The 14,120-nt window shown below is 66.6% G+C and carries 12 protein-coding genes; 3 read left to right on the top strand and 9 right to left on the bottom strand.

Annotated elements, in window-relative coordinates:
- Positions 1-35: 35 nt before the first annotated feature.
- Together KF833_22105 and KF833_22100 are read right to left on the bottom strand one after the other, a co-directional pair.
- A complete protein-coding gene (locus tag KF833_22105; GenBank protein ID MBX3748010.1) occupies positions 36-1,193 on the bottom strand; it encodes a galactose mutarotase in 1,158 nt (385 codons plus the stop codon).
- A 40-nt stretch (positions 1,194-1,233) separates the two neighbouring features.
- Positions 1,234-1,698, bottom strand: a complete 465-nt coding sequence (locus KF833_22100) for a hypothetical protein (protein ID MBX3748009.1) — start codon at positions 1,696-1,698, stop codon at positions 1,234-1,236.
- A 574-nt stretch (positions 1,699-2,272) separates the two neighbouring features.
- Between KF833_22100 and glnD the strand changes: the two genes are divergently transcribed.
- Positions 2,273-5,080, top strand: coding sequence for a [protein-PII] uridylyltransferase (gene glnD, locus KF833_22095; protein ID MBX3748008.1), 2,808 nt, complete (start codon positions 2,273-2,275; stop codon positions 5,078-5,080).
- Here the strand turns inward: glnD and KF833_22090 are convergent.
- Entirely contained in the window at positions 5,022-5,816 is a 795-nt protein-coding gene (locus tag KF833_22090) for an undecaprenyl-diphosphate phosphatase (GenBank protein ID MBX3748007.1), read from the bottom strand. The genes glnD and KF833_22090 overlap by 59 nt on opposite strands.
- Before the next feature lie 73 nt (positions 5,817-5,889).
- On the bottom strand, positions 5,890-6,447 hold the full coding sequence (locus KF833_22085; GenBank protein MBX3748006.1) for a flavodoxin family protein: 558 nt from the start codon (positions 6,445-6,447) through the stop codon (positions 5,890-5,892).
- A gap of 138 nt (positions 6,448-6,585) precedes the next feature.
- Here KF833_22085 and KF833_22080 point away from each other — a divergent pair, with 138 nt between their 5' ends.
- Together KF833_22080 and folB are read left to right on the top strand one after the other, a co-directional pair.
- Positions 6,586-7,737, top strand: coding sequence for an NUDIX domain-containing protein (locus KF833_22080; GenBank protein MBX3748005.1), 1,152 nt, complete (start codon positions 6,586-6,588; stop codon positions 7,735-7,737).
- A gap of 255 nt (positions 7,738-7,992) precedes the next feature.
- Positions 7,993-8,355: a dihydroneopterin aldolase gene (gene folB, locus KF833_22075; protein ID MBX3748004.1), complete on the top strand. Its 363-nt coding sequence runs from the start codon at positions 7,993-7,995 to the stop codon at positions 8,353-8,355.
- Positions 8,356-8,393: 38 nt separating this feature from the next.
- Here the strand turns inward: folB and KF833_22070 are convergent, their stop codons facing one another.
- The 5 genes from KF833_22070 to KF833_22050 all read right to left on the bottom strand — a co-directional run bounded on the left by KF833_22070 (position 8,394) and on the right by KF833_22050 (position 13,618).
- Positions 8,394-9,215, bottom strand: coding sequence for a hypothetical protein (locus KF833_22070; protein MBX3748003.1), 822 nt, complete (start codon positions 9,213-9,215; stop codon positions 8,394-8,396).
- A 36-nt stretch (positions 9,216-9,251) separates the two neighbouring features.
- Positions 9,252-10,100, bottom strand: a complete 849-nt coding sequence (locus KF833_22065; protein MBX3748002.1) for an aminotransferase class IV — start codon at positions 10,098-10,100, stop codon at positions 9,252-9,254.
- A complete protein-coding gene (locus KF833_22060; protein ID MBX3748001.1) occupies positions 10,097-11,563 on the bottom strand; it encodes an anthranilate synthase component I family protein in 1,467 nt (488 codons plus the stop codon). Before KF833_22060 ends, KF833_22065 begins: the two co-directional genes overlap by 4 nt.
- 2 nt (positions 11,564-11,565) lie before the next feature.
- Positions 11,566-12,837 carry an insulinase family protein gene (locus tag KF833_22055; GenBank protein ID MBX3748000.1) on the bottom strand — a complete coding sequence of 424 codons (1,272 nt, stop codon included), beginning with the start codon at positions 12,835-12,837 and terminating at the stop codon, positions 11,566-11,568.
- A gap of 94 nt (positions 12,838-12,931) precedes the next feature.
- On the bottom strand, positions 12,932-13,618 hold the full coding sequence (locus KF833_22050; protein MBX3747999.1) for a TIGR00730 family Rossman fold protein: 687 nt from the start codon (positions 13,616-13,618) through the stop codon (positions 12,932-12,934).
- Between the last annotated feature and the right edge of the window lie 502 nt (positions 13,619-14,120).

Raw genomic sequence — 14,120 nt, 5'->3', positions numbered from 1 at the left:
TCAGGCTTCAGGCTTCAGGCCTCAAGCCTCCGCCTTCACCTCACCGAAAACGCATAGATCGTCGTGGATCGGAAGGTGTCGCCCGGGCGCAGCACCGTCGAGGGAAACTCCGGCTTGTTCGGCGAATCCGGGAAATGCTGCGTCTCCAGACACAAGCCGCCGGCTGGCCCGTAAGTCCTGCCCTGTTTCCCCACAATCCCACGCAGGTGAATCGCCGAGTACACCTGCATCCCGGGCTCGGTGGTCCGCACCCGCATGACCCGTCCGCTCCCGGGATCGTACAGTTCCCCGGCCTCGACCAGCCTGCCCCGTGCCCAATCGTTGAGCACAAAATTGTGGTCGTACCCCTTCAGCCGTTCCGGCAACTGATCCCACCGTGCTCCAATCGCCATGGGCTGGCGGAAATCCAGCGGCGTCCCCGCCACCGACCGGATCTCACCCGTCGGAATCAACCCCTCATCGGCCGGCGTGTAGTGGTCGGCGTACAGCTTCAGGACGTGGTCCAGCACATCCCCCTCCCCCGCCCCCTTCAGGTTGAAGTAGCTGTGATTCGTCAGGTTGATCACGGTTGGCCGGTCGGTCCGCGCCTCGTAATCGATCCGCAGCGCGTTGTCGTGCGTCAGCGTGTAGGTCACCGCCAGATCCAGGTTCCCCGGATACCCCTCGGCTCCGTCCGGACTCCGATGCGTGAACCGCACCGCCACCCCATCCGGGCTGTCCACCGGCGCCCCCTCCCAGTTCTGTTTGTCCAGCGCCGACCGCCCTCCGTGGATGTGGTTCGGCCCGTTGTTCGCCGCCAGCGTGTACGTCACCCCGTCCAGCGTGAACCGCGCGCCCGCAATCCGGTTCGCGTACCGCCCCGTGGTGTTCCCGAAAAACGGATGCCCCTTCAAGTACGACTCGAGATCCTCGAAACCCAGCACCACATCCGCCAACCGCCCCTGCCGGTCCGGCACGTGCAACTCCGTCAACATCGCCCCGTACCCCGTCACCCGGGCCATCGCCCCCGCCCGGTTCCGCAACGTGAACACCTGCACCGGCGCACCGTCCCGGGTCACCCCAAACTCACGCACATCAATCATCGCCTCTCCTTTCCCGCCCGAACCGGATCCGTGGGACAGGCACCCGGTCCCCGGCATCGCCAGAAACACCGCCAGCACCGCACCCTGCACCATGGTGAACCGTCGGGACATGCCCGCTTTGTAGAACCCCCGCCCGGCCCGGGTCAATCGTTCACCGCCCCGCCCCGCCCCCCTCCTCCCGCCCATCCGCCGCGGCCGAACCCTTCGAGGAACGCGCCGCCAGTCGCTCCTTCACGAGGGCATAGTGGTGCTTGAACGCCATCTTCCATCGCTCGTTCATCAACGCCTCGAACAGCTTGAGGATGGCCTCGCGGCGGACCAAATCCGGGCTCTCCATGGAAATCGACGCCCCCGCCATTTCCGTCGCCATCGCATCATCGTCACCCATCCACTTCCGGTAATACTCCGGCGTCTCCCAGCCATAATCGATCATCGAGACCACCCTTCCCTTGTGGATGACCTGGATAATCGTCTTCCGGCAGTCACATGCCGGATTGGTGCAATGCAGATCGACAAAGGAAAACTCTCCGTCAGGAAGTTGCGGAAAACCCGCAATCTTCACCGTCCGCACCTGGTGCATCGCTCCGATGATCTCGCCCGCCGGTGTGAATTCCATGGGTCTGGATCCTTGATTCCCGCAACGGACTAGCCGCCCCATCCCGTCGCGGCAATCCATATTTTCAGGACGCCCGGCCCCCGGGCGCATCTCAGGTTCCTGGAACTCGCCCAAACCACCCCGTGTGGGGACTCGTACTCAGCCCGAAGGGCGGCACTGTCGCGGTAGGGCCGCCGGTCACCCGGCGCCCCCCGCTCAGATCCCGGCGGGCGGTTGCCCCGCACCGGGCTCTTCAGATCAACTCGCTCTCGCATTCTCCAGATAATGAGACGGGCAGTGTACTGTTGACCTCGTTGTGTCGAAAAGGCCGGGCGTTGTTCTGTTGAAGATCCGCGATCAGGTCATCTCCAGCGGTCGGATGGGATTTCGGGGGGGGGAATCGGGCAGTCGTGCGACGTCAACAACACTATGCCTGACTTTCTATTTGGAGTCCTTGGCCGAAAAGATTAAGCCGGCGCGCCCGACCTTATTGCATGGCTACGGCTTAGGATCCGGGCCGGCCCCTGTCCGCCATCCCCCTCTTCCGGATTCCCGATTCCCCCCACCCAGCACCCTCCTCTACCGTCCTCCCGCCGTGCCCACTCTCACCGAAAAGCTGTCGGCAAGCGCCCACGCCCGCCTGCGCCTCCCAGCCGGCCGCCTGCCCTGCGAGGAACCGGACCGCTTCCGCCGCTTCCTCAAGATCGAAACCCAGCGCCTGCGCATCCTCCATCGCGCCGGCGGCGGAGGTCGCGAAGTCTGCCGCGCCCGCGCCGAAATGATCGATCTCCTCCTCCAACACACCTTCGACGCCTACCGCGCCGCCCTCGCCTCCGACTTCCCCCCCGAACCCCTCGCCGTCGTCGCCCTCGGCGGCTACGGTCGCGCCGAACTCAATCCCCATAGCGACCTCGACATCGCCGTCCTCCACGACCGCCGCACCCACGAGCCCGGTCCGTTCGTCCGTGCGCTCATGGAAAAGTTCGTCCCCTTCCTCTGGACCGTCGGACTCGAATGCCACCCGGTGGTCCGCAACCTCGACGACTGCGTCCGCGAAGCCAACCGCCGCATGGACTCCCGGACCGCCCTCGTCGAGGCCCGTCAGGTCTGGGGCGACCGGCGCCTCTTCGCCCAGATGCGCATCGTCCTCGAGGACCGCTGCCTGAAAGGACGCGAAGAGGCCTACGTCGAGGAACGGCTCAAGGATCAACAGGAACGCCGCGCCAAGTGGGGCCACAGCTACTGCCTCCTCGAACCCAATGTGAAGAGCGGCTGCGGCGGACTCCGCGACTACCAGAACCTCCGTTGGATGGCCGCCGTCCGGTTCCACGTCGCCGACCTCGGCGATCTCGTCGGACGCAAACTCCTCGACCGCGCCACCTGGCGGCAACTCGAACGCTCCTACGACTTCCTCCTCCGCGTCCGCAACGAACTCCACCACCAGCAGTCCCGCAAAAACGATATCCTCACCCGCGCCCTCCAACCCTCCGTCGCCCATCACCTCGGCTACCACGACCGTTCCCTCGCCCGTCGCGTCGAACGGTTCATGGGCGACTACTACCGCGAAGTCCGCCATCTCCACCTCATCACCCGCAACCTCGAACGTCGCCTCGCCCTCCGCAAACCCGGACGCCTCGCCCGCCTCGGCCGCATCATCCAGCGCGCCACCCCCTTCCGTGAACCCGTCTTCGACGGACTCCGTGCCCACGACGGCGAACTCGTCGCCTCATCCTCCCGCATCTTCCGCGACCAACCCCGCCGCCTCATCCGCGCCTTCCTCCACGCCCAGCAACTCGGCCTCCCCTTCCATCCCGATCTCGAGGACGCCATCCGCCGCCACCTCTCCCTCGTCAATCGCGAGTTCCTCGCCGATCCCCGCGTTCACCAGACTTTCCTCGAAATCCTCAATCGGCGCGGGGACGTCGCCCGCATCCTCCGTGCCATGCACGAGACCGGTTTCCTCGCCAAGTACATGCCCGCCTTCCACCGCCTGACCTGCCGCGTTCAACACGAGTTCTACCACCTCTACACCGCCGACGAACACACCCTGGTCTGCCTCGAAGTCCTCGACCGGATCTGGGACGCCCGCGAACAACCCTTCGCCGCCTACACCGAAATGTTCCGCGCCCTGGATCGCCCCTACATTCTCTACCTCGCCCTCCTCCTCCACGACGTCGGCAAGGCTTCCCACACCCGCGATCACGCCGCCGAAAGCACCCGCGTCGCCCTCACCCAAACCCGCCGCCTCCGCCTTCCCGCCCCAGCCTCCGCCACCGTCGCCTTCCTCGTCCGCCATCACCTCCTCATGGCCCGGCTCTCCCAGAAATTCGACCTCGATGACCCCGAGGTCATCCGCGACTTCGCCAGCTCCGTCCAGACCCCGGAACACCTGCACCTTCTCACCCTCCACACCTTCGCCGACTCCATGGCGACCAGCGAGTCCCTCTGGACCCCCTTCAAGGAATCCCTCCTCTGGACCCTCCACCGCCGCGCCGAAGGCGTCCTCGCCGGCGATGACCACTTCCGTGGCGCCGCCCACGAACGCCTCAAATCCCTCCGCGCCGAGGTCCGCCGTCAGCTCCCCCGCACCATCCAGGCCGACGAAATCGAATCCCATTTCTCCCACCTGCCCGAACGCTATTTCCTCGTCCACTCAGCCCGCGAAATCGCCGGCGATATCAGCCTCGCCCATCGGTTCATGTGGAACCAACTCGCCCCGGACGGTCGCGTCCTCGACCCCGTCATCGCCTGGCACGCCGAACCGGACCGCGGTTACTCCGTCCTCAAAATCTGCACCTGGGACCGCCCGCGCCTCTTCAACCGTGTCGCCGGCGCCCTCGCCGCCTCCGCCCTCAACATCCTCGGCGCCCGCATCTTCTCCCGCCCTGACGGCCCGGTCTTCGATACCCTCTTCGTGACCGATCCCCAAACCGCCCGCGTCCCCGCACGCGAGGCACGGGAATGCTTCGACGATCTCCTCACCCGCTCCCTCCGGGGCGAACCCCTGGACTTCCCCCGCCTCATCGCCCAACACCGGAACCACGCCGCCCCGCCCCTCTTCGCCGGCTTCGAACCCATCCCCGCCCGCATCGCCTTCGACAACACCACCGTCCGCGACCGCACGGTCATCGAGATCGAGGGACCCGACCGCATCGGCCTGCTCTTCGACCTCACCGATGCCCTCGCCGACCTCGGCCTCGACATCACCTTCGCCCGAATCAGCACCGAAAAGGGCGCCGCCATCGACACCTTCTATGTCACCGAGGATGAGGGCACCCCCGTGACCCGCGCGGAACGCCGGCGCGACATCGAACACCGCCTCCGCACCACCCTCCAGCAACCCCTCACACCCACGCCAGAATCAGCAGCCCCACCACCACCCGGTACACGCCGAACACGTTGAAGGTGTGGCTCTGCACATACCGCAGCAGCCACTTCACCGCCACAAACGCCGTCACCCCCGACACCACCGATCCCAGCGCGACCAGTCCCCAGTCCAGCGGGTACGGCGGCGGATCCCGCAGCGCGTCCCACGTCTCCTTGGCTCCCGCCGCCAGCAACGTCGGAATCCCCAGCAGAAACGAAAACTCCGCCGCCTGCGGTCGCGCCAGCCCGAACATCAGCGCCACCAGGATCGTCGCCCCAGAACGCGACAATCCCGGAAACACCGCCGCCAGCAACTGCCCCGCCCCCATCGCCAACGCCATCACCCACGTCACCTCCGTGACCGTCGGACGCGACTTCAACCACCATTCCACCGCCAGGAACATCACCCCTCCCACCAGCAGCGCCAACGCCACCGGCGTCACCGTCTCGGGCAGTTCAAATCCCACCTTCTTGATCGCCAACCCTCCCACTCCCGTCAGCCCAAACGCCGCCGCCATCTTGTACACGTAATCCCGCGACTCCGGCCGATGCCACTCCCGCACCAACCCCTCCAGCCGCTTCCAGAACACCAGGATCACCGCCACCACCGCCGCCGGCTGGATGACCACAATAAACAAATCCGACTTCAACATCTCCGACCGGATCGGCAGCCAGTGCCGCACCAGCAGCAGATGTCCCGTCGAGGAGACCGGCAGAAACTCCGTCACCCCCTCCACGATCCCGAGTATGATCACCGCGATCCAATCCGGCATGCGCGCGACTTCGAGGAAATCGCGCCCCGATGACAAGCCCGTTCTGCCCGCCTCCCGGGCCCCAGCACGCCCTTCAGCCGGCCGTCATCCGCTGATCCTTCTTCCTCGACGGATGCTCCTCCTGCCGGCCGTGCACCATCACCGCCGTCCATTCCGCCAGCCGCTGCCCCAGCAGGCGGCACGACGCCTGCACCTCCGCCTCGCGCGGCTCCTTCATCGCCACCGCCCCGTAATGCAGCGTCATCCCCTTCGCCGCATAGTCCGTCACCCCGAACGTCAGGAATCCGAAGTTCATCATCAACGTGAGGATCGCCTGGCACGTCAGTTCCATCCCTCCCCCCCAGGCCCCCGCGCTGCTGAACGCACACGCAATCTTCCCGTCCACCTCCATCCACTGCTCCAGCATCACGTCGTCCCAAAACCGCTTCATCCGCCACGACAGCAACCCCATGTTCGTCGGGCTCCCCACCGCCAGCCCATCGCACCACCGCACATCGTCCGCCGTCGCGTCCTCCACCCGGCGCACCCGCACCTCCGTGTCCGCAATGCGCCGCGCCCCCTCGGCCACCAGTTCCGCCATCTTCGCGGTGTTCCCCGACTTCGAATCGAACAGGACCAGAATGCGGTTCATCGGCCCCATTGGAAGGCCCCCCCGGGCCCCGAGGCAACGGAAACGAGGCCGCAACCGCGTGGAGCGTCGGGTTGAGGACTCGCAGAGCTCGTCCCTCCGATTCGCTGCCTCCTCACCCACAACTCCGGGATGCACCGGATGCGCCGCTTGGCCCCGTTTACCAGCCCTGTTACCCTCCGCCCCGTGATCCGCAACGTGATCTTCGACTGGTCGGGGACCCTCGTGGACGATCTCCCCGCCGTCTGGGAAGCCACCAATCACGTCCTGCGCCAGGCCGGCCGGGAACCCATCTCCCTCGAACGGTTCCGCGACGAATTCACCCTCCCCTTCACCGGGTTCTACCAGACCCATACCCCCGATGTTCCCATGGACCGCCTCGAGGAGTGGTTCCATGCCCGCTTCCGCGAGGTGCAGCACTCCGTCCGCGAACTCCCCCATGCCCGCGCCTTCCTCGAGTTCTGCCGCGCCCGCCAGCTCCGGACCGCCCTCCTCAGCACCATGCACCCCGACCACTTCGCCGTGCAGACCCGCGCCATCGGCTTCGATCGCTACCTCGACCATCCCTACCTCGGCGTCTGGGACAAACGCCGCCAGATCCACGCCCTCCTCGATTCCCATGCCTGGCTCCCCGACGAAACCCTCTTCATCGGGGACATGGAACATGACATCGAAACCGCCCGCCACGGTGGCGTCCGCAGCGTCGCCGTCCTGACCGGCTACACCGCCTCCAACCGCCTGCGCGCCGCCGGACCCGATCTCGTCGTGGAGCACCTCGGCGAACTCCAGGCCATCCTTTCCCGCCATCACCTCGATCTCCCCAACCCCTCCGCCCCCGCCTCCACCGATCCCGCCCGCCGCCGCCCCATCGTCACCGTCGGCGCTGCCATCTTCCGCGACGACGGCCGCGTCCTCATGATCCGCACCCACAAATGGTCCAGCCGCTGGGGCATCCCCGGCGGCAAAGTCGAATTCGGCGAAACCAGCGAAGACGCCCTGCGCCGCGAACTCCGCGAGGAAACCGGCCTCGATGTGGACGCCCCCCGCTTCGTCCTCGTCCAGGACTGCATCCGCTCCCCCGAATTCTACCGGGAGGAACATTTCGTCCTCCTCAATTACCGCTGCCACGCCCCAGGCAACCCCGACGTCCGCCTCAACGATGAAGCCCAGTCATTCCGCTGGGTCACCCCCGCCGAGGCGCTCGCCATGGACCTCAACGAACCCACCCGGATCCTCCTCAACGCCCTCGCCCAACCCGGGCCCCTCGTGCCCCCGCTCCCGCCCGGCTCGTGAATCCGGGCGAATCGCGAATCCGGGAACGGGGGAACGGCGGGCGCATCCCTGGCTTTCGGAACCCGCACCCGCCAACCCTCGTGGAAACTCGTACTCAGCCCGAAGGGCGGTACTCGTACTCGAACCCGCAGGCACACCACTCGCCACTCGCCACTCGCCACTCGCCACTCGCCACTCGCCACTCGCCACTCGCCATTCGCCATTCGCCATTCGCCATTCGCCATTCGCCATTCGCCATTCGCCATTCGCCATCCCATGCCCGACCGCATCCTGATCCACGACCTGGAGGTGCTCTTCCACATCGGCGTTCCCGACACCGAACGCGCCCGTCCCCAGCGCCTGTCCCTCACCCTGGAACTGCACCTCGACCTCTCCGCCGCGGCCGCAGCCGACGACCTCGAACGGACCGTCGATTACCACGCCGTAAGCCTCTGGGTCCGCTCGCTCGGCGAAGGCCGCCAATGGAAACTCATCGAAACGCTGGCCGTCGAAATCGCCGAGGGCGCCCGCACACGATTCGGCGTTCCCTCCGTCACGGTCGAAGTGAAGAAGTTCATCCTGCCCCACGCCCGGCATGTCAGCGTCCGGGTTCAACGACCCGCCGGCCAGGCCCCTTGAAGCCGCCCAGCCCCCCGGTACCCCCATTCTCCCGCGGATCAGGACGATCGCACCCGCGTGAACTCCCCCGACACCCCGATCCCATTCGGCAACTGCTGGTGGACACTCACCGGGTCGATGCTCCATCGGGCCGCCAGCAGGGGAACCTTGTCGATGTTGGTCAGGATCCCCTGCCGCGCCATGGCGCTCCGCGGCGCCGGATCGTCGTAGGTCGGACACCGCATTCGCAGCGACTGCTCGGCCGGCGTGGGAACACCCTCGTTCCAGACCGTGCCGTCCACCCAGGCAAAAGCCCGCACCACCCCGCCCCCGCGCGCCCAGGCCCAGCCGTGGTGCCCAAGACCCCGGTTGAACCCGAAAAACTGGGCCGAACCCAGCTTGATGCTCAGCGCCCGCAGCAAGTGGTACACCTCGTCGATGTCGATGGCCGGGTCCGGAACGCCCGGCCCCGTGATCAACACCCAACCGTTGACCGGTGGCGCCAGGAACAACGCCTGCTGATGGTTCCCGGCCAGGCCGTCCTCGATCGAACAGGGCGTGGCCCGCGACAACCGCAGCGCATTGCGCACCTCGCGCACCGTGGTGGCCCGCACTGCCATCCATCGAGCCGGCACCAGCAACACCCCGTTGTTCCGCCAGGCCACGGAAGCATCCGGCCGCTCCGCCGCCGGTGCCTCAGTCACCGGCATCTCCCCCCGCCGCTGCGCCAGGAAATGCAGCGTGAACAACAGGCAGATCGCCCCCAGCACAATCACCGCCGCCAGAAGCAGAAGAAGCGAGTAGGCCACCGCATCACCCTGAAACCCGACGGGAATCTCCGGTTGCGATTCCCAGGCGGCTTGCGCAAGCAAAGCGAACATGGCTGCGCGGCAGCATCATGTCCCCGCCCGCGCCCTTCAATGGGAAAGAATGGACCGCACCGCTTCCCGGTACCCCTCCTGCAACCGACCGATCCGGGGGTCCGCCGGCCACCGATGCCCATCCCATTCCGACACCGCCACCAGCCCGTGACTGCTCAGGGTCACAAACACCGCCTCCACCTCCCGCCACCCCTCCACCCCCCGCCGCACCTCGGCATGCGGCCATCCCAGGCGACCCAGCAGCCCCAACATCCACCGCCGCGTCACGCCCGCCAGCCCGCCCGACTCCAGCATCGGGGTGCACCACCGCCCCCCCTCGAACCAGAAGACGTTCCCCGCCGCCGTCTCCGCCACCTCGCCGCGATCATTCAACAGCAGCGCCTCATCCGCGCCCTCCGCCTCCGCCTCCGCCCGCGCCAGCACCTGCAACAGCTTGCTCGTTGTCTTCGCACAGACCGTCGGATCGCCGCTCCATAACCGCAGGCTCGCCGTCCGCAGCCGCCACGGACCCGGGAACGGCGCCTCCAGCGGCGCAGCAGGATGGGTCGTGATCACCAGCGTCGGGGGCCCCGCTCCCCGTGGCGAATACCCCCGCACCCCCGGACCCCGCGTGACCTGGATCCGCACCGTCCCATCCCCATGCCCGTTCCGCCGCAGCAGTTCCCCGGCCACCTCCCGCAAGGCCGGCCCCGTTCCCGGCAGCGGGATTCCCAACATCCCCGCCCCCGCCACCAATCGCTCCCAATGGCCCTCCCACAGAAACAGCCGTCCCCCGTACGCCCGCACCGTCTCGAACAACCCGTCCCCATACAGAAAGCCCCGGTCAAACACCGAGACCCGCGCCTCCGCCTCCCGCACAAAACGGTCCTGGAGATACACCGTCATCGCTGCCCGGCCCCATGCGCCGGCCAGGACGGACCGCGAACCACCGGGTCCATCCCTGTCACCTCCCGAAAGGCCCTGGCCTTGATCCGTGTCTCCTCGTACTCCGCCCCCGCATCCGAGTCGGCCACGATCCCCGCCCCGGCGTGATACCAGGCCCGCCCGTTCTCAATCACGCTCGTCCGGATCAGCAGGTTCACCTGGCTCTCCTGGTTGAATCCCAGATACCCGCCACACCCCGTGTACGGCCCCCGTCCCACCGGCTCGAGTTCGTCGATCACCTCCATCGCCCGGATCTTCGGCGCCCCCGTAATGCTCCCCCCGGGAAAGGCATGCTCCAGCGCCGCCAGATGCGTCACCTCAGGACGTAGCCGGCCCTCGACCGTGGACACCAGATGCTGCACCTGCGAAAACCGCTCCAGCCGCAACAAGTCCGGAACTCGAATCGTCCCGTACTCGCACATCCGGCCCAGGTCGTTCCGCAGCAAATCCGTGATCATCACCAGTTCCGCCACCTCCTTCGGACTGGTCTGCAGGTCGAACGTCCACCGCGCGTCAAGATCCGGATCCGCCGCCCGCGGTCGCGTCCCCTTGATCGGCCGCGTCACCACCTGCCGGCCGCTCATCTTCAGAAAGAGTTCGGGCGACACCGACGCCAGCGCGAAATCTCCCGCCTCCAGAAACGCCCCGAACGGCGACGGCGAACGCTCCGCCAGCCGCAGCCAGTGGACCCACCCCTCCTCCCCCAGCGGCGCCCCCCAGCGCTGCGCCAGATTCACCTGGTAAATGTCCCCCGACCGGATGTACCGCCGCGCCCGTTCGACCCGCGACACATACCCCTCCCGGTCCAGGTTCGAAACCGCCACCTCCCCTCCCGGCCATTCCATCCGGCCCGACCCGGATTCCAATACCGGTTCCCCCGCAGGTTCCGAATCGAGATGACGGCGCCATGCCTCGGCCGCCTGGCGTGCACGGACCGGATCCCGGGAACCATCCGGCATCAGGCCCGTCGAGACGATGTACGTCCGGTCCACCCGATGGTCGAAGACCACCAGGCTGTCATAGAATCCAAGCCATGCGTCGGGCAGATCCAGGTCCGCCGCGGCTCCCCGGCGCAGCCGCGGCTCGACGTACACCCGCAAGTCGTACCCCCAGAATCCAAACGCCCCCCCCAGCGGAAACGGCAGGTCGATCTCATCCAGCAGCTCGTAGCGCGCCATGAGTCCCTCGATCATCCGCCAGGGATTCCCGAACATCACGTCCGCCACCCGCCCTTCGCGACCCAACTCCCCCCGCGATCCATACGCCCGAAATGTGAGAAACGGCCGCGCCGCCAGGAACGAGTACCGCGCCTGCGGATACTCGAAGCAGCGGCTCCGCAGCAGCATCCAGTCCCGTTCCCCGCGAAAACGCGCCGCCAGCGACTCGGGCGTGTGCCTCGTGGAATGGGGGATGACCGGATCCATGGTCAGGCAAATCCCTCCGCCATCGCCCGCTGCAACGGCCGGTCCGACCGCCATGGACTCACCACCGCCAGTGCGCTCCGCTCCGGTTGGAACAAATCCCGTGCGACCTCGCGCAGTGCCGTCCCATTGACCCGCGCCAGCTCGGCACGAACCTGGTCGAACGGCATCAGTTGCCCCGTGGTCACCATCTGCTCCCCCAGCCACATCATCCGGTGCTCCGTGTTCTCCAGGCTCAGCTCCATCTGGCCCAGCGCGTAGTCATGCGCCCGGCGCAGTTCCGCCCGGCCCACCTTCTCGACCGTCAACCGCCGCAGCTCCCGCATCACCAGCCGGATCACCGGTTCGATCTTCTCCGCATCCAGTCCTGCCGAAATCACCAGATCCCCCACGTCTTCCCAGAAGCTCGGCGTCGAGTAGATCGAATACACCAGCCCCCGGTCCTCCCGCACAATCTGAAACAGCCGGGAACTCATGTTCTCCCCCAGGATGATGTTCAGCAGCCGGAGCGCATACCGCCGTGGGTCGTGCCTCGAATACGCCCGGAACCCCAGCGCCACCTGGGATTGCTCCGTCTTCTTTGTGAACAGCCGGATGCGCGGACTCGGACAACCGCCGTGGAACGGCTCCCCGCGCGGCCCCGCCTCCGCAGGCCAGTGTCGGGACAACCGCCGCACCGACCGGACGATCGCCTGGTGCTCCAGCGCCCCCGCCGCCGCCACCACCGCCGCGGGCGCGGTGTAATGCCGCCCGAGGAACGTCCGCAACTCCCGTCGCCCAATCCGCGCAATCGATCCAAACGTGCCCGTCAACGGCCGCCCCAGCGCATGGTCCGGCCACATGATCTCATTGAACAACTCCTGCACATGCTGCTGCGGCTGGTCCAGGTACATGGCCACCTCCTCCCGGATCACCTCCCGCTCCCGCCGGATGTCCCCGGGGTCGAACCGGGAATGCAGCAGCATGTCGAACAACACCTCGAGCAGATCCTCGTACCGGTGCCGCAGCGCCTTCGAATAGAAGCAGGTGTGATCCTCGCTCGTGAACGCGTTCAGGTACCCACCGATCCCCTCGACATCCTGCGAAATCCGGTGCGCCGATCGGCGCTCGGTCCCCTTGAACAGCATGTGCTCGATGAAGTGCGCCACCCCGTTCAACCGGTCCGGCTCGTGGCGGCCACCCACCCCGATCCACAACCCCACGCTCACGCTCGCCATGTGCGGCATCGCAGCGGTCACCACCGTCAGCCCGTTCCCCAACCGTGTCACTTCGTGCACCGCCCCAGCGTGGCGAGTTCCCGCCATCTGGCAATCGTCCGGCTAACCGCTTGTCCCGGAATCGGATCCGTTCCAGCCAACCCTCCCATCGCCGCTACCGGAACGCCCGCGGTGCCTTCCGCGGCGTCCCCATCTCCCGCCGGAAATCCAGGAACCAGTCCACCGTTTCATCCACGGAGTCCGTGACATGAAACAACGCGTTGTCCCCCGCGGAGATCATCCCGCTCGTCAACAGCGTGTCGTTGATCCACCGCACCAGCCCCTCCCAGTACCCACGCCCGAACAGCACCAGCGGGAACCGCGGAATCCGCTGGGTCTGCACCAGCGTGATCAGTTCCCCAAACTCATCCAGCGTCCCAAACCCTCCCGGGAAAAACACAAACCCCGTGCTGTACTTCGCCAGACACACCTTTCGCGCGAAGAAATACCGGAAATCCACCTGCACCCCCGCGTACCGGTTGGGAGCCTGTTCCGACGGCAACTCGATGCTCAGCCCCACGCTCAACGCCCGATCCACCTCCGACGCCCCCCGGTTCGCCGCCTCCATGATCCCCGGCCCTCCCCCCGTGATCACCGAAAACCCGTGCTTCGCCAGCTTGTGACCCAGCTCCCGCGCCGACTGGTATCCGCCGTCCGCCTCCGGAGTCCGTGCCGAACCGAAGATCGTGATCCCCGGCGGCACCTGGGACATCTCCTCAAACGAATCCACAAACTCCGACATGATCCGCAGCACCCGCCACGGATCCTCCTCCCAAAATCGGTGGTTCCCGTTCCCATTCATCGCGTGATGCATACTCATCGCCCAATTGGAAATATCGTCACAAGCACCTCATTCCTGTATCCCGTCATCTTCCCCGAGACGACCCCCCTCCCTGCATCGTAGACATTGCACCAGCCCAACACCAGTCCCCACCGTGTAGCCGTGGCGTCCCGGAGTCCTGGAATGAGGTGCGAGCGTCGCGAAGCGTGGCATCCGGGAGCCGAGTTCCACGCGGCCGCAATGGTGGGGTGCTTTGTGGACTCGCGGAGCTAGCTTGATAGTGGGACAGGTATTTTTTGTTGATCTCTTCAATCCCGTCGATCACTCTCATTCCGCCATTCTGTTCAACCACATCCGCCTCCCACTCCTCCCCGGCACCTTTCACGCATCACCCGATGAGAATCCCTCGTATCACGGCCGATCCCTCCCTCCCCGCGACGTACCACTGCATGTCCCGCGTCGCCGGCCGCCTTCCCCTCCTCGACGATTCCGCCAAGCACAAGCTCCTCAACATCCTCCATCA

Source organism: Verrucomicrobiia bacterium, assembly GCA_019634625.1.
GTDB lineage: Bacteria > Verrucomicrobiota > Verrucomicrobiia > Limisphaerales > CAIMTB01 > CAIMTB01.
This window is presented reverse-complemented; position numbering and strand designations above follow the sequence as displayed.

What these genes read in the sequence shown, in the direction of transcription:
- KF833_22105 (MBX3748010.1), bottom strand. Translation starts at nt 1,193, where the DNA reads ATGTCCCGACGGTTCACCATGGTGCAGGGTGCGGTGCTGGCGGTGTTT.
- KF833_22100 (MBX3748009.1), bottom strand. Translation starts at nt 1,698, where the DNA reads ATGGAATTCACACCGGCGGGCGAGATCATCGGAGCGATGCACCAGGTG.
- KF833_22090 (MBX3748007.1), bottom strand. Translation starts at nt 5,816, where the DNA reads ATGCCGGATTGGATCGCGGTGATCATACTCGGGATCGTGGAGGGGGTG.
- KF833_22085 (MBX3748006.1), bottom strand. Translation starts at nt 6,447, where the DNA reads ATGAACCGCATTCTGGTCCTGTTCGATTCGAAGTCGGGGAACACCGCG.
- KF833_22080 (MBX3748005.1), top strand. Translation starts at nt 6,586, where the DNA reads ATGCGCCGCTTGGCCCCGTTTACCAGCCCTGTTACCCTCCGCCCCGTG.
- folB (MBX3748004.1), top strand. Translation starts at nt 7,993, where the DNA reads ATGCCCGACCGCATCCTGATCCACGACCTGGAGGTGCTCTTCCACATC.
- KF833_22070 (MBX3748003.1), bottom strand. Translation starts at nt 9,215, where the DNA reads ATGTTCGCTTTGCTTGCGCAAGCCGCCTGGGAATCGCAACCGGAGATT.
- KF833_22065 (MBX3748002.1), bottom strand. Translation starts at nt 10,100, where the DNA reads ATGACGGTGTATCTCCAGGACCGTTTTGTGCGGGAGGCGGAGGCGCGG.
- KF833_22060 (MBX3748001.1), bottom strand. Translation starts at nt 11,563, where the DNA reads ATGGATCCGGTCATCCCCCATTCCACGAGGCACACGCCCGAGTCGCTG.
- KF833_22050 (MBX3747999.1), bottom strand. Translation starts at nt 13,618, where the DNA reads ATGAATGGGAACGGGAACCACCGATTTTGGGAGGAGGATCCGTGGCGG.